General features: G+C 64.4%; 18 protein-coding genes. 6 read left to right on the forward strand and 12 right to left on the reverse strand.

Translation table 11 applies throughout. The features are described from left to right. Positions 1 to 202 precede the first annotated feature (202 nt). Positions 203 to 697 carry a universal stress protein gene (locus AC4D2E_RS06050; protein ID WP_490951943.1) on the forward strand — a complete coding sequence of 165 codons (495 nt, stop codon included), beginning with the start codon at positions 203 to 205 and terminating at the stop codon, positions 695 to 697. Then, a complete protein-coding gene (locus AC4D2E_RS06055; protein ID WP_490951944.1) occupies positions 694 to 1,560 on the forward strand; it encodes a universal stress protein in 867 nt (288 codons plus the stop codon). The genes AC4D2E_RS06050 and AC4D2E_RS06055 overlap by 4 nt, the downstream gene beginning before the upstream one ends. A 1-nt stretch (position 1,561) precedes the next feature. On the opposite strand, the gene AC4D2E_RS06060 is transcribed toward AC4D2E_RS06055, so the two are convergent. The 4 genes from AC4D2E_RS06060 to AC4D2E_RS06075 form a co-directional block, all read right to left on the reverse strand. Next, positions 1,562 to 2,461, reverse strand: a complete 900-nt coding sequence (locus AC4D2E_RS06060; RefSeq protein ID WP_490951945.1) for a hypothetical protein — start codon at positions 2,459 to 2,461, stop codon at positions 1,562 to 1,564. 51 nt (positions 2,462 to 2,512) lie between these two features. Continuing rightward, on the reverse strand, positions 2,513 to 4,060 hold the full coding sequence (locus AC4D2E_RS06065; protein ID WP_490951946.1) for a DUF4389 domain-containing protein: 1,548 nt from the start codon (positions 4,058 to 4,060) through the stop codon (positions 2,513 to 2,515). 524 nt (positions 4,061 to 4,584) lie between these two features. Continuing rightward, complete coding sequence (locus AC4D2E_RS06070) at positions 4,585 to 5,721, reverse strand: lycopene cyclase family protein (protein ID WP_490951947.1); 1,137 nt, start codon at positions 5,719 to 5,721, stop codon at positions 4,585 to 4,587. Between the two features lie 76 nt (positions 5,722 to 5,797). Beyond that, positions 5,798 to 6,292, reverse strand: a complete 495-nt coding sequence (locus tag AC4D2E_RS06075) for a universal stress protein (RefSeq protein ID WP_490951948.1) — start codon at positions 6,290 to 6,292, stop codon at positions 5,798 to 5,800. 719 nt (positions 6,293 to 7,011) lie between these two features. On the opposite strand from AC4D2E_RS06075, the gene AC4D2E_RS06080 reads away from it, so the two are divergent. Continuing rightward, positions 7,012 to 7,188 carry a CsbD family protein gene (locus tag AC4D2E_RS06080; RefSeq protein WP_490951949.1) on the forward strand — a complete coding sequence of 59 codons (177 nt, stop codon included), beginning with the start codon at positions 7,012 to 7,014 and terminating at the stop codon, positions 7,186 to 7,188. Positions 7,189 to 7,223: 35 nt separating this feature from the next. Here AC4D2E_RS06080 and AC4D2E_RS06085 read toward each other — a convergent pair whose 3' ends face one another. From AC4D2E_RS06085 to AC4D2E_RS06100, 4 genes are all read right to left on the reverse strand, one after another. Further along, the gene (locus tag AC4D2E_RS06085) at positions 7,224 to 7,757 is read right to left on the reverse strand and encodes a universal stress protein (RefSeq protein WP_490951950.1); all 534 of its coding nucleotides are present in this window, start codon (positions 7,755 to 7,757) and stop codon (positions 7,224 to 7,226) included. A gap of 826 nt (positions 7,758 to 8,583) precedes the next feature. Beyond that, positions 8,584 to 9,246, reverse strand: a complete 663-nt coding sequence (locus AC4D2E_RS06090) for a hypothetical protein (protein WP_490951951.1) — start codon at positions 9,244 to 9,246, stop codon at positions 8,584 to 8,586. Between the two features lie 182 nt (positions 9,247 to 9,428). Then, positions 9,429 to 12,551 carry an AAA family ATPase gene (locus AC4D2E_RS06095; protein ID WP_490951952.1) on the reverse strand — a complete coding sequence of 1,041 codons (3,123 nt, stop codon included), beginning with the start codon at positions 12,549 to 12,551 and terminating at the stop codon, positions 9,429 to 9,431. A gap of 774 nt (positions 12,552 to 13,325) precedes the next feature. Further along, a complete protein-coding gene (locus AC4D2E_RS06100) occupies positions 13,326 to 13,616 on the reverse strand; it encodes a helix-turn-helix domain-containing protein (RefSeq protein ID WP_490951953.1) in 291 nt (96 codons plus the stop codon). A gap of 61 nt (positions 13,617 to 13,677) precedes the next feature. Here AC4D2E_RS06100 and AC4D2E_RS06105 point away from each other — a divergent pair, with 61 nt between their 5' ends. Continuing rightward, positions 13,678 to 13,956: a hypothetical protein gene (locus tag AC4D2E_RS06105; RefSeq protein ID WP_490951954.1), complete on the forward strand. Its 279-nt coding sequence runs from the start codon at positions 13,678 to 13,680 to the stop codon at positions 13,954 to 13,956. A 23-nt stretch (positions 13,957 to 13,979) separates the two neighbouring features. Further along, positions 13,980 to 14,309, forward strand: coding sequence for a hypothetical protein (locus tag AC4D2E_RS06110; RefSeq protein ID WP_490951955.1), 330 nt, complete (start codon positions 13,980 to 13,982; stop codon positions 14,307 to 14,309). Between the two features lie 88 nt (positions 14,310 to 14,397). On the opposite strand, the gene AC4D2E_RS06115 is transcribed toward AC4D2E_RS06110, so the two are convergent. Further along, positions 14,398 to 15,177 carry a metallophosphoesterase family protein gene (locus AC4D2E_RS06115; protein WP_490951956.1) on the reverse strand — a complete coding sequence of 260 codons (780 nt, stop codon included), beginning with the start codon at positions 15,175 to 15,177 and terminating at the stop codon, positions 14,398 to 14,400. Positions 15,178 to 15,720: 543 nt separating this feature from the next. On the opposite strand from AC4D2E_RS06115, the gene AC4D2E_RS06120 reads away from it, so the two are divergent. After that, entirely contained in the window at positions 15,721 to 16,182 is a 462-nt protein-coding gene (locus AC4D2E_RS06120; RefSeq protein WP_490951957.1) for a hypothetical protein, read from the forward strand. A gap of 969 nt (positions 16,183 to 17,151) precedes the next feature. On the opposite strand, the gene AC4D2E_RS06125 is transcribed toward AC4D2E_RS06120, so the two are convergent. From AC4D2E_RS06125 to AC4D2E_RS06135, 3 genes are all read right to left on the reverse strand, one after another. Continuing rightward, complete coding sequence (locus AC4D2E_RS06125) at positions 17,152 to 17,490, reverse strand: histone-like nucleoid-structuring protein Lsr2 (RefSeq protein WP_490951958.1); 339 nt, start codon at positions 17,488 to 17,490, stop codon at positions 17,152 to 17,154. Positions 17,491 to 17,700: 210 nt separating this feature from the next. After that, a complete protein-coding gene (locus AC4D2E_RS06130; protein ID WP_490951959.1) occupies positions 17,701 to 18,030 on the reverse strand; it encodes a hypothetical protein in 330 nt (109 codons plus the stop codon). 180 nt (positions 18,031 to 18,210) lie between these two features. Further along, complete coding sequence (locus AC4D2E_RS06135; protein WP_490951960.1) at positions 18,211 to 18,654, reverse strand: hypothetical protein; 444 nt, start codon at positions 18,652 to 18,654, stop codon at positions 18,211 to 18,213. Positions 18,655 to 18,875: the final 221 nt, after the last annotated feature.

Below are 18,875 nucleotides of genomic sequence, written 5' to 3' on the forward strand. Positions count from 1 at the left end.
CAACCTCCGACGTCGTCGACGCGCCCGACGCTACCGGTCCGGCTGCCTCGTGTCCAAGGACCATCATCACCCGGTGCCGCGCTCGCGGTCAGGGCACAATGGCCCCCAATCGGGTGGGTCTTTCGGCCCTATCTCGCCCACGAGGGGCCGGAGACGATGACGGGGCGCACGTTCACCGGCGGCGAAGGAGCAGAACCCCATCATGGACATGACACCCCCACCCCGCCGATCCCGCGTCATCGTGGTCGGCGTCGACGGGTCAGAGCAGTCGATCGCCGCACTGGAACTCCCAGGCAGGCTCGTCCCGCTCGCCGGTGACGTCATTCGGGCCGTGACGGTATGGCAGTACCCCATAGGGTTCGGCACCTTCGCCCCGATCACCTGGAACCCCGACGAACTGGCCGGGAAGGCACTCGACGACGCGCTGTCGGCAGCGTTCCAGGGTGAGCCACCCTGCCCGCTGGAGCGCCGGGTCCTCCAGGGGGCCCCGGCCCAGGTGCTCATCGAGGAGAGCCGGAAGGTATCGATGGTCGTCGTCGGATCGCGGGGTCACGGCGGGTTCGTGGGACTCCTCCTCGGCTCCGTGAGTTCCGCCGTCGCGGAGCGCTCCGCCTGCCCGGTCGTCATCGCGCACGGCGGGCTCCCCGCATCCGACGGCGAGCCCGCCGCGGCCCGGCCCGCCACCGCCTCGGCATGACCTCCACCACGGGCGGTACCTCGGGGTTCCGTCAGGGCAAGCCGGTGATGGTCGGCTACGACGGGTCCGACGAATCGAAGAGAGCTCTCCTGTGGGCTTCACGCTATGCCGGGGTGGCCCAGCTGCCGCTCGTCGTCGTCCATGCCTTCATCTGGCCGTACTTCACCGACCGGCTGGGACCGGTGGCGGGTATCGAGGACAGCGGGCTGCGTGGGGAAGCACTCCGGATCGTGGCGGAAGGACGTGAACTGGCGCGGCGCTCCGAACCGGATCTCGAGGTGCAGGACCGGATGGTGACAGGCGCCCCCACTGCTGTCCTGACGACGCTCTCGGAGGAGGCCTCCCTCCTCGTCACGGGAACGCGGGGCCTCGGCGGCTTCTCCGGTCTGCTGGTCGGCTCGGTGAGCCTCCATCTCGTCTCCACCGCGTCGTGTCCCGTCACGGTCGTCCGTGATGCCCGTCCTACGCACGACACCGTCCTGGTCGCCGTCGACGGTTCCCCCGAGAGCGACCGCGCGGTGCTGGTTGCCGCTGAGTTGGCCCGCACCCTGCACAAATCACTCCGGTTCCTGCACGTCGGCGGCCCTCACCGGCGTGGGGAGGCGGAGGCTTCTTCGCGTGCCCAGGAGCAGGATCCGGTCCTCGAACAGGCTTCCGCGCTGCTCGGCGAGCACGCGGGGCTGACGACGAAACGGGACCTCCTCCTCGCGGCCTCCGTTCCCGGCAGCATCGTGGAGGAGGCCCGGAAAGCCGCCTGTGTCGTGCTCGGAGCGAAGGGCCGCAATACGCTGGGCATCCGGCTCGGGTCAACGGTCCACGCGGTACTGCACCACGCGAGCGGCAACGTCGTCGTCGTGCGGTAGGTCAGGCCCGTGAATGGACCCTGGTGCTCGCCGCCAGGGGCACCGTCACTTCCGGATCGCGCCTGAACGGCACCTCGAGCGCTGCCCGCAGGAACCAGCGCACCCGCAGGACGGGCGAGGTGACCGTCGGAGCGGGAACGGTCCCGGCCGTGAGGGTGAACGGCACAACCGAACCCCTGGCCGCGTGCGCGGGGACGCGGACCTCATCGATCACCGTCTCCTCGACGAGGAAGTTGCCGGCATGGTGCTCCTTCTCGGCACGTTGCCCGGCCCAGTACATGACTTCCTCCTGCATGACGATACTGATGCTCAGGGTGCGTGCCTTGGAGTCGCTGACCGTCACGACGCCGGACACCTCCACCCCCGGATGCACTGAATGGGTGGACAGCTCGGACACGTGCAGATCCGTTGCGGCACGGCGCCCGTCCGTAGGGTCGACGCCGGGGTCGACGTCGACCCCGGTCCCGTCCGATTGGACGACCAGCGGATGGGAGCGGACGACGTCCCCGTTGCCCTCCGAGGACACCCGGGCACGCACCGACCAGCCGGACAGCGCGAGCTTCCCGTGAAGAGTGGGGATCGCCTCGGCGGGCACTATCAGCTGGCCCACCTCGAAGCACGACTCGCCCTCGCGCAGGGTGGTGTTCGCGCTGACCAGGGTGCTCCCGATGTCCCTCGAGCTGCGCTCGGCGGCATGGTAGGTTCCGCCGAATTGGTTCCCACGCATCTGCGTGAGTTCCAGCGAGTGCACGAGCGTGAACTGGACGGAGGTCACCCGTACGCGGCGGGTCGCGCGGATCTCCACGCTCACGGGGGTGCTGTGGCCCAGTACGGCGGTGCCCTCCGCGCCACGCTGCAGGAGGGAGAGATCCATGATCTCGTGGGGGTGAGTGGGGGTCATGATCGGTGGGCCTTTCCGTCGTGATCGGTGGGTGGGAGGTGTCGCGGACGGTCAGAGGCCGGGCGGACGGGCCGGGGGCGGCGGTGGTTCCCTTCGTGCTGTCCCCCAACCGGCGGTGGCGCGTGGCCGGGCTTCCGGCTCCTCCGGTCCCTGATCCAGGCGGAACGGCGGATACTCGTCACGGAGCAGGAACACATAGGCTGCCACGCGATAGGTCCAGCGGTGGATGCCGATCACCAGGCCGAAGAGCGGCGCCGGATAGCGGGCCGTGAACAGGAGCGCGACCCCGGCGACGATCACCAGCAGGCCCAGCAGTGACGGCGCGGTGGTCCGGACCACGTCGCCGGAGCCGGGTATGACGACGACGGTCGTCGACCAGGCACCCGTCAGGGCAGCGACGACGAGGAGGTGCGGGAGGGCCAGCAGCCACCATTTCACGAGGACGAGGCCGCGGTGGAGCCTGGACGGGTAGGGGACCTCGAAATCGGCGGGATAGTCCGGTACGCGGGCCAGGGTGAAGGGCGGATACAGGTCTGTTCCGAGCGCGGAGGCGTAGAACTGCACGCGCCACGTCCAGCGGAAGACCCCCACGGCAAAGGCGAACAGGCCTGCCGGATAGCGCCCGGTGAACAGGATCATGACGCCGGCGGCCACCGTGCTGACGAAGCACGCAGTCCAGAGCAGCCACAGCACCACCAGATGCGGGATCACGAGGAACCACTTCACCAGCCACAGCCACCGGGAGAGTCGGGGTTGCAGGTAGCCCGTGAGGCGGGCCGGGTGGGCCAGGAAGTCACGCGCGGGGTCGTCCGACGCGGTGCGGTGGAGGTCCTCCGGGAGCCCCCGACGCCGGTTCTCGTCGGCGGCCAGGGACGGATCGATCCCCTTTCCGAGGGCGTTCGCCCCGATGAGGATAAGTGGGACGCCGACCAGCACCAGGACACCCGCGATCAGGAGCATCGTCAAGCCGACGGGCGCGAAGAGGCTCGACCGGAGGCCTGCCTGCAGATCGACGACGCCGGCCTGGCTGCCGTCGGCGTTCATCACCACCACCGCCCAGCTCCCGGAACGCACGTCCACGGAGATCACCTGCGTACCGGTACCGGAGGCCGACGCCGTCCAGAACGTCTGTTCGGTGGGTGGGCGCGGAGCCGAGGAGCCCGGGATCTCGCGGTAGCTGGCGCGGAAGGGGTCGGTGCGGACATCGGTCAGCTCTGTGTGCTGCACCGACGACAGGTACGCGTCGACGTCGGCCTGTCGTGCCACGCCGACGAAGACCGCCTCGGTGCTGGGCACGCCCGTGGCCGCCAGCTGGATCGTCGCGATACCCGCGGGGAGGACGCCCTCGTCGGTATCGAGTTGGACGTCCTGCAGCCGGGTGGTCAGCGCGTAGGAGTCGTACTCGAAGCGTTCCGTGGATGTAGTCAGGAATTGCCCACCCCGCTGGAAGCCGGCGAGAGCGCTGACGAGCAGTCCGCCGAATGCAAGGCCCGCTGCTATCGAGACGAGCAAAGCGCCGAGGAGGACCATGATCAACGGTCCTGCCCGCATGGGCGTCCGAGCGGGCGGGGGAGTGGTACTCAACGAACTCGAACTCATGGCGGGCGTCCTCCGTGGTGGTACCTGGATGAGGAAGGAGCAGCCCTTACTCCGGCACGGGCGCGAGCTTCCGGGTTACTCCTTCGAGGGGAGCGGGTGCGTCTCCCGGTATTTCTGGATATGCAGGGCAAGCTTGCGCTCTGCTTCCCGCCGACGCTCCATCAGGCGTTTGAGGTCGGATCCGGTGGGCCTGAGACCAATGGGCCTGAAAGTTTCGTCTTCGGTGGAGGGGTCGAGGTGGATAGGGGGAGGTGCGGGGATTGTTGAGGCAATCGGTCGCTCTGTCGAGCTCATTCATTTGTCCTTCGTTCGTTCGTGAAGTGGTCGACGACCGGTTGATGCTTCCCGTGTGCTTCTCGCCGGCGTCGCACGACGACCACTCCCGAAAGGGTTGCGTCCCAGTGTCCTGCGGGGTGGGTCGGTACTCTAGGGACTTTCGTCACCATTGCGGCGGCCGCTGCGATCGCCGCTGGCAGTCCCAGGGGCGCTGCGTGGTGCGACAGGAGATCGGACCTGCGGGGGAGTCACAGCCAGAGGCGGGGGCGCAGGAGCGCGCGGACCGGCATGGAGCCAAGGAGTTCGCGTTCCTGCAGCGGGGTGGTGTGTTCGTCGAGGAAGTCCAGGATCAGATCCGCGTCCAGCGACGCGAACGCCGCTCTCATGAAGCGGACTGCCGAGTCGGGGTCGTGCAGCCACATCTTGAGGACGGGCTTGTCGTAGAAGTGGAAGCGGCGCGGGGGGTCGGGTCCGCTCGGCGAGCCGGTCGCGGCGAACGACGAGGCGACGTGCTCGGTCTGGTGGAGGATGCGGGTGAAGCCGTACCCCGTCGTCGCCTTGATGATCCCGGAGGCCGTGCCAACGTAGAGATGTCGTCCTCGCGACGACTGGCGACGAAGACCGAGCGGGATCACCCCTCGCTGGACGGCGAGCGTGGAGAAGTCCGTCACTCCACAGGTGTTGCGGAGGTATGCCGCGGCCGCCGTCTCGAAGGGCCAGCCCAGGGCCGGTGCATCACCACGGGTGATCCTCGTCGTCTCCACGAACGCTTCGCGTGTCGACACCGGCAGGAGGCAGTGGAGGCGGACAGGCTGCCGGCCGTCGCCCGACCTGAAATCCATGAAGGTGGCCACTGACGGGTCGAAGGATTCGCTCGCGGTCCGGACCTGCCGGATCTCACCGGTCATGAGCAGGGGAGGAGTCGCACCGGGCGGTGGGGTGGTGCTGTCACAACAGTAGGAGGCCGTGAAGGATCGGCCGTCGGCGAGTTCCACCGCGACCCGATCCCTCCGCGCGCGGATCCCCGTGACGTGGGCGTCGAGTCGGGTGATGCGAGGATCGGCGTTGATCACCCGATCCAGGCACTCGAAGATGTTCTGTGAGGAGGTCAGGGACAGCGTGTGGCGCTCGAGGGACAGGTTACGCAAGCCTCCGACGGTATCGACCGCGAGCATCGTGTAGCTCGCCGAAGGGGTCAGCCGCAGCGGAAGGACGCCGTCGTACCAGTAGATGATGGACCGGTGCTGGTAGTGACGGCTGTCGTCGACGAGCAGGATCCGCATCTCGCCCAGGCCGGGGTGCCCGCTCAGGAAGTAGGCGAGGCTTCGTCCGGCCAGTCCACCGCCGGCGACGATGATGTCGAACTGCGCAGGTTCACGACTCACGACGACATGCTCGCCCGACGGGCCCCGCATCCGGCCAGGACGCGCCGACGACGCCGGGAGGGCGGTGGCGGGATCCTCAAGCGTCTGCGTCTTCGGTTACCTTGCCCTTGCCCGCTTTGCCCTCCCGTGGCTCGCTCTCCGTCACCTCATGAACGACGAGGACCGGACAGTGGGCGTGGGAGACGCAACTGGCGCTCACGGAGCCCAGGAGCAACCCGCGAAATGTTCCGTGACCCCGCCGGCCCACGATGAGCAGGGCGGCGTCGCGGGAGGCCTGAACGAGAGCCTTGCCGGGGTGGGCGAATATCACCGTGGTCTCGAGGCCGCTCGGGACATCTTCTCCGTAGGCCGTGGTGATGGCATGCTCCAGGTGGATCTTCGCGGCGTCGGCGAACTCACTGGTGCCGAGCGGAACGTACCCGGGGTATTCGGCCGGGTAATCCCACGCCGCGACCGCCAGGATCGTCGCGTCGAAGACGGGTGCCAGCCGGTGAGCGTACCGCAACGCCTCGACGGACTGCTGCGAACCGTCGACGCCGACGACGATTCGAGGGCCGGCTGCTGTGCTCATGGGGTTTCTCCTCGGGCTCGCTGCGATCAGGGTGGTGGTGCTGCCTGAAGCGTGCCCATCGCTTGCAGGGGGCGATAGGGGCTTTCGTCCTATGAGCAGCGGGAGGCAGTCCTTGTGGCCCTGGAGCTCACTCGCTGCAACCTCCGACACGGCTCGATGCCACCTCCCGTGAGACGAGCCGCCGAGTGGGCCGGTAGGAGGCAACCGTGAATCAGGGACCAAAGACCCTGATGGGTATGGGGCATCCCGGCAACAATTGCCGGGTGATCTGCATCTCGACGGACAGCAAGGATCGTCCGGGCCGTGATGCGAACCCGGCGCACAATCGGGTGCGGGAGTTCGTGACATGTGAGGGAGCGGTACATCGCCGGTGAGAGTCCACAGGGCAGTGCCGGCCGGCAAGCACCGGGTGGCGTCCCGGACGGTCCAGGATCAATGTGCGTCGCATTTCTGCGCGACCGCGAACCGGCCCGGTTCAGGGCCACTCCTGGGGAACGGGTGAGCATTCAGGTCAGGCTCCCGCAGCCGGGAAGTGTCGACACCCGCCATGACCGTGCTCGCCACGCGGTTCGGGGCTGGAAACCGACCTCCCACGAACCCGATGATCAGGAAGCGTCTTCATGGTGCAGTCGGGGTCCGGCCACTGAGCCGGACGATGGGCCGCATGCGATCGTGATCCCTCGACAGGCGGTCGGGCGTGCACGCCGAAGGAGAACACCATGAGCCTGCGCAGCAGCATCAAGAATGCGGCGAAGAAGCTTGGCGGCAGGGCCAAGGAGGCCGCAGGCAGGGCGACGGGAGACGAGCGACTCGAGGCAGAGGGGAAAAGGGATCAGGTCAAGGCGGACCTGAGGCAGGCTGCCGAGAAGGTACGGGACGCCTTCCGGAAGCGCTAGCGGCGGGGCGTGGCCACGCAGTGGGCCGCCCCTGCTCACTCGTTGGCGTCACGGTCCATCGGTGCGGGCTGCGACGAGTGCGGTGAACCAGCGTCGGAAGCGGTTCGGCCGGTCGGTTCATCCTGCTGTCCCGCATCAGTCGGCGGACGGACGACCAGGACGGGGCAGTGGGCGTGGGCCACGCAGGCGCTGCTGATGGAGCCGACGAGTAGCCCCCTGAACGTCCCATGTCCGCGACTGCCCACGACGAGCAGGGCGGCGTCCCGCGAGGCCTTCACGAGGGTTTTCACAGGGTGCCCGAAGACCACTGACGCCTCGAGGCCTGGGGGAGCGTCCTCTCCGAAGGCGGCAGCCAGGGCCTCGTCCAGTTCCTTGCGGGCGGCGTGGGTGTATTCGCTGCGGCCGAGGGGGACATATGCGGGGTACTCGGCGGGGTCGTCCCATGCTGCGACGGCGCGGATGGTCGCGTCGAGGACGGGAGCCAACTTCCGGGCGAACCGCAGTGCGGCGATGGACTGTTCTGATCCATCGACACCGACAACGATCTGTGAGGCGGGCGCAGGGCTCACGACGCTTCTCCTTCTGAATCACAACGGTGGCATGAAATGCTCTGTCTCTGCACGATCTCCGCTGTCAGTCCTTCCACGTAGGGCCTTTCGTCCCCATCCACCCCGCGAGGGGTGGCCGAGGTCATGATCGGACCCGTGGATCCTACTGCCGCTCGAACCGTCTGCTCGGAGGCGTGGTGTCCGGGCGAGGATCGCGATGCGCATGTCCGGTCTCACTGAAGCTGACACTTCTTGCAACCTCTGGCAAGGGACGATGTCCCTTCTATTGAGACGGAACTGCGAGATCTGTCGCAATGTACATGGCATTTCCGGATGGCTTTCGAGTCCAACATCGGAGCCTGACCGTTGAACCTGCTTGGGACGCAGCCACCTTGAAGGCCGGTGTTCACGTCTGCGCGAGGGATTGGGTCCGAAGCTTTCGCCTCCTATCCCAACCTCAAGGGTTGCGTGTGAAGGTTAGTAGTTGCGAGCTGCAGGGGGCAAGTTCCGGCAGGGAACTCTTCGGGCATGTGCATGCTCGCCCGCTGGTATGTGGGCGAAGAAGCCCGCATCAAGAATAAAGTTGTGGGCGATCATGATGCAGCCCTGAAGGATTTTCGTCAGAGTGAGGGCCGCTTATGCGAAGGTGGACCCACTGAGGATGTCAGCCGGCCGGATAAGGTGCACGCGCTGGGGTCCAAGATCACGGCCATGACTGATCAGTATTTCCTACCAATCCACGATTCGATCGGAGGCATCGACACGGACGACGCCGATTTCCGCTATTCGGTGGTTACCTCCATGACGGAATCCTGTTGTTTCGGCGTCGACAACCGCGGAGAGTGGTTCAGCCACGATCGCTCACCCACTCGGAGGCCGGTGTTGGCCACGAGCGAATCGCTGGGCCTCCGACTCCGTTAAAGTATGTCCGAGATTTCCGGAAGCGGTCATTTTCGATGTCGATCCAAAAGTTCAGTAGCCTGATGCACCCGTTGGCGACCCGGAGCGCTTCGGCGTTCACTGGATCCGTACAGTCCTTCGACGTTCGCCAAACTTCCGGACGAGGACTTGCGGGCCAATCAATATTCAACAGTGGTGCTTGCCGCTGATAATCGGGCGGGATTTGACCAGCCGCACGCGCCGCCTTGCGTTCGGCAACCTTCATCCGATTGTGAGCAACCCTGCGCTCATTCTCCTGCCAGAACATCTCCTGCAGCATGTCTATCCACGAGGCGCAGTGAGCGACGAACGTGTCCGGGTCAAAAATGGGAGCGTCAAAGACTTGTGGCTCGTCACATGCCTGCTCGGCACGCGCGGTCAGCAGGACCGGCCGTTTGTAGGTCAGGCTTTGAAAGGCCCGCTCATCGAATCCATCCGAGACAACGGCGTTCGTCGCAGTGGCGCGCAGTGGACCGGCCATAGCTACCGCCGATACCTGCCACAGCCCCCAGCGCCCCTCGTAAATATCAAGCACAGTAATCCCATGCGAGACGGCATCGACAGTGGACACAATTTCCCCCTTCAACAGTCACTGGTCGTGATTCTAGGGGCGTAACCATCACAAAGCTTCATCCCTCGCCGATGAATCATGTAACCACGGCAATATCTGAGGCGCAGACCCCCACGCCCTCGACTATCTCCGGTTCGGACGGTGCCCGAAGGGCAAACACTTACTGAGGATCGGTTGGCCTCTTAGCGGCGTCGGCGGTGATTCCGTTTGATGCTCCGTATGATCCAAACCGGAATCTGGACAATGGCTGCCAGCCAGGCCAAGGCAACTGGCGCGATCCAAATCGCGGAGTCCGAAAGGATGATCGCGCCGATCACCGCGAAGATGAACATGCCAACGGTCAGGAAGAGGAAAATTGCACTCATGGTGAGGTGGAACTTCCGTTGGCCCTCCATAGACTTTTTAGGAGTTGGCGTCTGAGGTGGATTGGCTGCGGACGGATACGGCTGACGGCGTGCGACGGTCTGTGGAGGGGCGGACGTCGGTGCCCCTCCGCCGGGGGTGTACTGGTTTGGCGGGGGCGGTTTCGGAGATGCCTGCGCCGATTCCGTTGGACGCAACAATTTGGAGGTCTCGGTAGGTGTCCCGGGCCCAACTGGTGGAGCCCACTGCTGCGGCACGGGTTCCGTCACCGGCGCCTTGAGAAGTGTTGTTGGTGGTGGTGGCCCTTCTTCGGGAGGAGCAGCCGGCTTCTGAAACATCGCTGCCTCGGGCTGAGGGGCTTGCATCGGCGCCGGAACCGGTTTCACTTTCACGGCCTGCTCTGCTTGGGGCGGCGCGATTGGCTGGATAGGCGGCTTTTCTAACATCGGAGGAATCGATGGTGTCGTCGGCTGGCTGGAGGCCGGTGCGGGCTCGGGCGTGGTTTCCTGGGCCGTCGTCGTTGTTATGTCTCTCGGAAGCCGCTGCGATTGGTGTGAGGGTGTTAGCGGGGTAGCCCCGTTGGGGCCCCTTGGGACGTGAGTTATCTTCACCTGCGGAAGGGGACGCTTTTCGGCCTCCACGGAGATGCTTGGCATTTTTCCATTGGCCCAGGCTAGGAACTCTTCGGCGGTGAAGACTGGCTTGCCCCACTGGGCGGCCTTTTGGGCTTTGCCTGACTGGGACCCAGTCTCAGCTGAGATGAGGACCTCGCACTTGGTCTTGGTGACGCTGTCTACTGGCTTGAGCCCGCACCCGATCGCGATTTCCTTCAAGTCCTCCCTTGAGAGGTTGCGTCCTTGTTCGTCCTGGGCGGAGCCGGTGAAGCAGATGCGGGCTCCGTCCACCATGACTTGCTCGATGTCGTGTCGGCCGTCCTGGGTGTAGGTGTCGTCGAGAACTGGTGTCCCAGTGGCTGCTGATACCGCTCGGGCGACGTCTTGGGCCTGTGGGTCCAGCCGAGCACGGCGTGAAGCTGCCTGTAGCTTCTGGGCGAGCACCTCGCCTGGGGTCGACGACTGTGGCATGTGGCCGCCGACGAGAAAGGTTATGCGGCCGTTGGGACGAGGCATCAAGTAACCGGTGTTAGTGGTTGGGTCGGGGAAAACGTCGGCGAAGGCGTCGCTGGGTTTGAGTTTCGTGGCGATGTCTCGGACTGCGTGGGCGCGTTCCAAGGCGGTGGGCGCATTGAGCCGCTTCCTGTCACGGGCGCCGAGCTGGTCTTCATCGATGTCTGTGCCGACCGGCATTTGCACGACGTAGCCGTTGCGTTTGAGCTCGAAGTCGAGGTAACCGAGGTCCCGGTCGATGTTGACGCCCACCGGGGTCCGCCCGCTCAGATGGGGCGCCAGAGCAGCCCAGGCTTCGGTAAGCAGCGGGGCCAGCTGCACGTCTCCGGCGGTGATGCCGTATTGCGACCGGGCTTCGCCCATGTCACGGGTGGGGTTGACGAGAGTGGAGAGCTCTATCCCGTCGTCGGTAACCAAGGCGATCTCCGCCGGGCGCGGTCGCCACCGATCACCTTCATCTCCAATGGTGCACACGCCCAAGTAAGCGGTGCCGAGAGAGGTGGTCTGGGTGCCTTTGGACCGCACAAATCTGCGGATCCGCTGGTCGACCTTTAGGTCCTTCGGCGCCACGTCTCGGCGCAGCACCAGCCCGTTCAGGGAGGTGCACCGGCTTAGTGCCACATAAAGCTGGCCGTCGGCGAAGGTACCGCCGGACAGATCAACCACCACGCGCTCCAGGGTCTGCCCCTGGCTCTTGTGAATGGTGATGGCCCAAGCCAGCCGGAATGGCAGCTGAGTGTAGGTCCCGACTACCTCGTGCCGTAGCGCACCGTCCTCGACGAGGGGCCGGGTGACCTCCCAGGTGTGCTGACCAATCTCGACCGTTTCGCCGCGGGGGAGCTCGATCGTGACGTGCTGCTCCTCGTCCTTAATCCGGTGATCCGCGACCCGGGCGAGGGTCCCGTTGACCCACCGGTCGTGGGGGTCATTGGTGAGCATCATGATCTGGGCACCCGTCTTGAATACCAGCTCCTTTTCGGCTGGCAGATCGAACCCGTCCAGCTCTCCCACCGTCTTGCCCGGGTGGCGGGTGGCGGGCTCGTCGATCTGCTCGAGCATCTCGCGGTTGCGGGCGGTGGCCATCCGATTGGTGGTCGTCAATGTCAACCAAAATTGCTCAAGTGGGGGGCGGAAGGTGGGATCGGTGCGGGTGTTGAGCTCGGTCCGATCGTCCTCCAAGAGCGCGCCTTCACGTACGGCGTTGAGGATCTCGACCAGCCGGGTGTCACCGACCTGCCGGAAGACGTTGGTCAGCTCGACGACGGGGAAAGCGTGGGTGTCGTAGTGATCGGCTGAGAAGAAGTACGGCGAGTCGTATCGCGTGCTGAAATGCTCCCGCTCACCGTCGGTGACAACGGGTGGAAGTTGGTAGAGGTCACCGACCAGCACCAGTTGGACTCCACCGAACTGTTTCCCTGGGCGTGGCCCGAATCGCTCTAGGGCGATAGCCAGGCAATCGAACAGGTCCGCCCGGACCATCGAGGCCTCATCGATAATCAGAGTGTCGAGTTTCTTGAGCGTCTTCGCGAACCGGCTCGGGTAGTACTCACGGCTGCGGACGTATTCGGCGGTGGTGCCTTGCCGGAAGGAAAAAAGGCGATGGATGGTGTAGCCCTCGACATTGAGAGCGGCAATCCCAGTAGGAGCGGCTACGACCACGTTGCGGTCGGTAGCGGCCAAGAACTGCCGCACCAGCGTGGACTTACCCGTACCCGCCTTACCAGTCAAAAAGAGGTTATGGCCCCGCTCCAACCGGGACAGCGCGTCTTGGAACTCTTGGGTAAGGACGAGCCCTGATTCCTTGCCAATCAACACCGGCCACTTCCTTTCTAGGTACGCGAACCTTGATGCTATGCCGCCGAATCAGCTACGCGACGCTGGGCTCGCGGAAGAAGGGAATTCGCGTACGATCACGTGCCAATTGACTTGGCTCGCTCATCGGGAGCGAGCAACTAAGGAAGTTTGGGCGGCGTGCAGTTGCTGGCCGGGAAACGACAGGGGTACAAGCGCACACCAGTTGCACAGCTTCAGGAGTTGTCCAGCTAACGCCCGCTTTGAAGCGCTAAGACTGCGTTAGCTCACTAACTCTCCGGGCAGCTCGACCCGACGCGTTTTGGTTTCTGCCCCGCGGATGCGGGGCGGGCGGTGCGGCTGCGGGAGCTCTCGACAGGAAGAACCCGGCAAGATTTCGTTTCCACCACTTCACCCAGCACTGCGAAGGCCCCCTACTACTTGCCTCCAGAACGGGTTGCCACCGAAACATCGACGTGCCGAATGGTCAAGAAGGACCACCTAGTTTACCTTCGGCAAAATGTGCATCGACCGCATGTTCCGTGTCGTCTCCGGAGGAGTGGAGTGGTCCCCGGGGCCAAGTGCCTCGACAATATTCAGCCTTGGAGGGGAGATCCGGCCCTAGTTGGCGGAAGTAAACCTAGTCGGCGGAAGCGCGCCGCCTAGTGCAAAACCTCGACCGAACTGCGTAAGTGAGATGTCGAGATGCAGACCCAGTTGGAAGATACGGATCACCTAATTGGAACTTCCAACTATGTGCTCCGTTGTCGTCTGTGCGAGTTGCTGGAAGGGCGATGATTAGGGATAGTCGTCACCCTCGTCTAGTTCGCTCAGAAGTGTCGTAATTGGGATGCCGAGTACGTCAGCGATGTCCCAGAGCCGTTCGAAGCTCATGCCTCGGCGGCCGAACTCCACGCCGATGATCATGTTGCGGCTCAGTCCTGACTCGAGTGCTAGCGCCTCCTGGCTGAGGCCTTGGTCGATGCGCAGATTCCGGATGCGCCTTCCGACCGACTGCCGGCGTTTCGTCCACTTCTGCTGCGTCTCGGCGGAAGTCTGAGTCGGTCGAATGGGCACACTCCATGGCACTAGCTGCAGACCCCATTGTCTGCTCTACTAGTGGTACATCGCGGTCGGATGGAGGTGAGATGTGGCACTGCACATCATCATTAGCCTTGATAGCCCTGTGTCCCTGCGTGACCTCAGAAGGTTTGTCTACCTGACGGAGTCAAAGACCAACCTTGACGAAGACCTTCGATACCTCGATGCAGAGACCGGACACGCGGAACTCCTGGAAGTGACGCTGTCGGAAACCGGTTCAACCGTTCACCTGTACGGGGACATCCTCGACTTACGGAGAGACGGCCAGACCTTTCGTCGTGACGTTGCACGCGAAACGGAACCAGAAGCTGATTCGTCGAAGGGTTGAGGCCTGATACACCGAGGGTGAGAATGAACGCCGACAAAAACGTTGCGCCGACGAGCGGACCCGTCAGAGCAGTGCAAGACGCCGATCGTGGCGAGTATCTTGTCGAGACGCTCACGGGTAGCGTCTACGTCCTCGACCTGGACTTGCGAGTTATCAGTCGCTACGTCGGGGACGGGGGAGGTGTGCCGTTCGCTCCGTCCGGTCTGCGGAAAGACGGCTTGCCCATCCCGCTGCTGTCCATCGTGCTCTGCGAAGTCGAGAAATCCGCCGTGTTCTGGGTGCAGGTCCGTGATGATCGGACGCCGACGTTGCGCACGACCAGCCCGGTAGTTTTGATCACGCGTCCTAGATAGATCACCCGGTCCTCACAGGGATCATGACCAGTACCCTGGCAGCGCATGTCGCCGGTCCCGTCTGGACTGAGCCAGGGACCACCAATACTCACCGACCTGCAACGAGTAGCGGTTCGACCGCCAGGTACAGGCTGCTGGTCGGCCTCAATAGGACGGCGTTGCCTTCCCGGTTCAGCTCCTTGCCGAGTACATGCACTTGTGTCTCAGTGCCGTCGGCTCGTGCCAGCGAATGTTGCCGGCGTTGATGCCAGTGACCGCAGAACACGAGGGGTGGCCGGAGGCGTTCGATGACAGAGTCAAGCAACCGCCTCGTGTCCTCAGCCTGCTCCGCAATGTGCGGCGGCAGGGCGAACTCCCCCTTCATAGGAACCGAGGCGGGGACATCATGGGTGAGCAGGACATCGACGGGCCCGCCGGCGATCAGATGCTCGGCTTCCTCCAGCGTAGGTTCCTCGCGGGGCCACCAGTTCTTGCCTGCTCTGCGCCAGCTTTGGTCGACGCTGTAGGCGCCGCCGAGCCCGCCGATCACGAGCCCCTGGATGGTGGTGCGGCCACCGCGAGGCAGTATCCGGATCTGTTCCGTGAACTCTGCGGTGCCGTCCTCGCTTACCGGCAGTTTCTGGATGGTGCTCCAGTTGTCGTGATTACCGGGGGACACGAGGATGTGCATGTCCGAGGCAGCCAGCCGCCGGCCCAGCTTGCTTTCGTACCGGCCCCGCTGCGGGCCGGGGAAGTCGAGACCGAAATCGCCCACATGCAACAGCGCCCTCACCCCGGCACGTTCAGCGGCGTCGATAGCACCGAGAGCCCAGCCAAGGTGCCCGTGCCAATCGCCGAAAACGGCCAATGGACGATCAGACAGTTCCATGCAACAAACCTACGTGCTCGACTGACGTGAGGCTGCGCGCTACTAACTGCCCCAGCCACCCTAAATTAAGCTGAATGCCGCGGCCCTGACTTCCGCAAGGCGTCCCTCACGGAGGGCGGCGAGCAGGCTTGTCGTCATCAAGACGACCATTACCGCCGGTGAACCGGTCGCGCGCAGCGCCCTCGCCCCCGCACCGCTGTCATCTGCTCGAACACCGAGAGGGCAAAGTGGATGGGCTCCACTTCGTGCTCGTTGTGCGAAGCACCCGGCGCCTGTTCCCATCTCACGCTGATCAGGCGATCCGCGCTGCCATCGACGACGGCAACCTGGGCGGGACCGCGACAGGGATTGAATCCTGTGACGCTCGGCGGGTCTGCTCATCCTCCATCGGCGCCTCCGTCCGTCGCTATTGGCCTACCATCTAGGCCGAGCCGGATTCTCTGCGTTCGCGCTTCCGCAGGTCCGTCGTCTGAACCTAGGATTAAAACCAGCAGGCCCAGCCGCCTTCGCAGGACTGTTTGGCCGTCATCGATCGGAGGCCCGGTGGATGAACTAACGGAGTGGTTGAAGGACTTCGCGTACGACCTTCGGATTGGGTCAGGCACGCCAACGCTGCTGACCCTGGCCGTAACCGATAGCGAGGCCGCGACAGAGGAGCTCATGGAACAGGCAGGCGAACTCATCCGGGACGCTGGACAGCCCCTGGAGGAAGTGTCGGCCAAGCACCTGACACTTGAAACGCCGGCTTTCCAACACGTGATGTCGCGCCGTCCGGGGTTCCTGATCGTTCGGGACGTGAAGGTACCGCTCAACCAGTTGGTGACGAACATTTGTGCCGCGCACCAGCACCGGATCGGGGAGGCCACCCAAGCTGGTCTTCTCGTCATCGGTACCCCCGCAGGCATTGCGGCATTGCGGTCACGGCCAGCAATGGGGTTCCTGAGCAGGGCTATGCCGTTGGATATGCGCAAGCCCGAAGGTGAACCTCCGGCCCCACATGGGTGACCCAACCAGGGATCTTGCCGTATCGAAGGCGAACAGTAACTGCGTGCGGTGAAAGCGGAGCGGTTGGATTGGTCGACCCTGGGGCAGTAGTGGGGCTGCGTGAACATGGTGAACTTGGAAGCTGCTCACCGGCGCGTAACCGGGCGGTCGGCATCGCTGAAGGATGAGCGGAGAGCGGAGCGAGCAGGACTGATGATCTGTTTGAAGGACGTTCTGAGCGGCCCCGTGAGCGCATCGATCTGCTCCTGACTCTTGTGGAGCAAGACTGGAGACGCACCGGCGCCGACCAGCGATTCTTTCAGTACGTCACCAATCTCGCCTACGACCTCACAGGTTCCCACGGACGCGTACCCGGTCGAGGACGACGCCGTCATCGAAGCCCTGCGGAAACGGGCTGACAACAGAATTTAAGGCACAGGCGAGGCCAATACCACTGTGGGCTGCTTGCCCTGCCCCGGCATTACCCGACCCGGCCCTATTCAGGCGCCGATCGTGAAGTGATCGGGCCTCGGTCGTCGGCCCCGCCCTGCCGCGACGGGTCGTGAAGTTCGGGATGCGTGATCCCGGCGGCGGCAGTGACTTCGACAGTTTCGCCCCGGATGAGGCGGTGAAGATGTTGCACTCGTACCGGCTCGGCGGAGACTGTTTTAGCTTTTCGACGACGAGGCCTCATTTGAGCGCGGCTGGCTCATCGAGGGCTGGCGGTACCTCCTGGGAGGCCACTAGGAGCAGCGGCAGCGCGGGGCGGGAGATGGAAGCCGTAGTCAGCCTCACCCGCCATGAGGGCGGATCCGGGCGGGCCATTGCCGAGATACTTCGCCTACCGCTGGCTGATCGTGCACGCTTCGACCCGTCGTCCCAGGGCCAGGGCTCGACCCATTCCAAGACCGCTGTACCGCTGTCTCCGGCCCACACCGCCAGCCGGGCCATAGAGGGGCTGGCCGGTGTGGGCCGTGGTCAGGGAGTGTCTTAGTGGGCTGCGGCGTAGGCGTCGATGATGGTTTGACTGATCCGTCCGCGGGGGCTGGGGTTGTGGCCGTTGTCCTGGGCCCACTGGCGGATCTGCTGGGTGTCTTCCCGCTTGGACCGGTTTGTGGAGGTTCCCGATGTCGAGGACCGCTGGCTCTTCCGGCCGGTGGCCTTGCGGGCTTTGTCCACGTATTCGGTGAGGGTTGCGCGGAGTTTCTCCGCGTTCTCGGTGGTCAGGTCGATCTCGTAGTCGGTGCCATCGACTCCGAAGCGGACGGTTTCCTGGGCGATCTCCCCGTTGAGGTCATCGACGAGTTCGACCTGTACGCGCTGTGCCATTATTTGATTACTCCTAGAATCGCTAGTGGTGAATTACTGATCCCAAGTCTTCGACTCTATCGCAGAACGAATATGTTTTGCACGCCAGCGCATTACTCGAATAACACCAACTCATTACGTACGGCTGATTGCTGGTTTGTTGCCAGCTGATTCGGGGCTTACGCCAAGGCTTAAACTAGGGATCTTGTCCGGCGCGTGTGGTGTGGGTCATCAGTGCGGGGCAGTGGGCCCGCTAGGAGATCTGGTCGCGGATTCGTCATTGGAATCGTTGGAGGGGACGGGGGTGACGGAATTGAGCCATACCCAGCCCTCCCGGTGGATCTGGATGAGGGGTTCGAGGACCCGGATCTTCACGGCGGTCCTGGCGTAGGAGATGGCGTGGGCTTGGATGCGGAAGGCTTTGGAGGGGTAGCGGATCCACGCGTCCACCCGGCGGGGTTCCGGAAAATCGGTGGCAGGAGTGTTCTCGAAGTCGAGCTCGGCGGCGGTGAGCATGATGAGTTCCTCGCGCATGACGAAATCCTCGATCCGGTTATCCATGGCCCGGGCGTAATGAGCCTTATGCCTGCGGGTCTGACCCATAACTCGCTACTTGCTTCGCTATCTCCGGCGCGTATTGGCTCGGCACGGACCGCTGATACCCGACCAGATCTAATTGAGGCATCGATCGTGAACTGATTAGGGACCGGTCGGGACTGCTCGGAGTTAGTTGGTGTCCTGTTAGAAGTCGTCGACGGTGGTGACGCGGCACAGCCGCCAGTCCGTCGAACGTGGGCCTGCGCTCATCTCGAATTCCAGGACCGGGGACGCCGGCCCGGTCTGTGCCTGGAACTGCCAAAACCGGGTGTCAGCATTGCCACCAGGCCCGGGTGGGGGAGTAGGCACAGAGGCGAGCCCGAGTCGGTTGTCCGGGGTGGACCAGGAGGCGGGGGTGCCGATGACCTGCCAGAGGGCGCCCCGCCAGCGCAGCGCCAGCGGGAGCCCCGAGGGCAGGAACCGGACAGCCGCGGTCTCATCGAGCACCAGACCGGCACCCAGCCCACCATCGGTTCCACGGTCGGCCCCACCCTTGGCCCCACTGCCCGTCCTGCCGCCGGCACTGCCGCCCTGCGCGAGGGTGTGCTGGTGGGTGGTGTTCCTGCGGTGGGTTGTCGTGGTCGCCATCGACTGCTTCTCCTGATCCGTCCTGCCGTCCCTCGGGCAGGTTCCTTAAAATAGAACACAGCTTCGATTTGTTGGGAAGCCAATCCGGACAGCAGGGCCCGGTTGCTGGCACGCGGGGGTGTGGGGCATCCACGTGTGGTCGGGTGGAGCCCGAAGGGTGGAGCTCAAAGCCGTCCACAGGTGGGAGCGCCGCACCCCGCCCCCACGTATCCTCTGGTTAC

The sequence above is a fragment of the Arthrobacter sp. TJ-265 genome (assembly GCF_058269135.1).

Bases quoted from the DNA above. Each gene is read 5' to 3' on its own strand.
- AC4D2E_RS06050 (WP_490951943.1), top strand. From the start codon at position 203: ATGGACATGACACCCCCACCCCGCCGATCCCGCGTCATCGTGGTCGGC.
- AC4D2E_RS06055 (WP_490951944.1), top strand. From the start codon at position 694: ATGACCTCCACCACGGGCGGTACCTCGGGGTTCCGTCAGGGCAAGCCG.
- AC4D2E_RS06060 (WP_490951945.1), bottom strand. From the start codon at position 2,461: ATGACCCCCACTCACCCCCACGAGATCATGGATCTCTCCCTCCTGCAG.
- AC4D2E_RS06065 (WP_490951946.1), bottom strand. From the start codon at position 4,060: ATGAGTTCGAGTTCGTTGAGTACCACTCCCCCGCCCGCTCGGACGCCC.
- AC4D2E_RS06075 (WP_490951948.1), bottom strand. From the start codon at position 6,292: ATGAGCACAGCAGCCGGCCCTCGAATCGTCGTCGGCGTCGACGGTTCG.
- AC4D2E_RS06080 (WP_490951949.1), top strand. From the start codon at position 7,012: ATGAGCCTGCGCAGCAGCATCAAGAATGCGGCGAAGAAGCTTGGCGGC.
- AC4D2E_RS06110 (WP_490951955.1), top strand. From the start codon at position 13,980: ATGAACGCCGACAAAAACGTTGCGCCGACGAGCGGACCCGTCAGAGCA.
- AC4D2E_RS06115 (WP_490951956.1), bottom strand. From the start codon at position 15,177: ATGGAACTGTCTGATCGTCCATTGGCCGTTTTCGGCGATTGGCACGGG.
- AC4D2E_RS06125 (WP_490951958.1), bottom strand. From the start codon at position 17,490: ATGGCACAGCGCGTACAGGTCGAACTCGTCGATGACCTCAACGGGGAG.
- AC4D2E_RS06130 (WP_490951959.1), bottom strand. From the start codon at position 18,030: ATGGATAACCGGATCGAGGATTTCGTCATGCGCGAGGAACTCATCATG.
- AC4D2E_RS06135 (WP_490951960.1), bottom strand. From the start codon at position 18,654: ATGGCGACCACGACAACCCACCGCAGGAACACCACCCACCAGCACACC.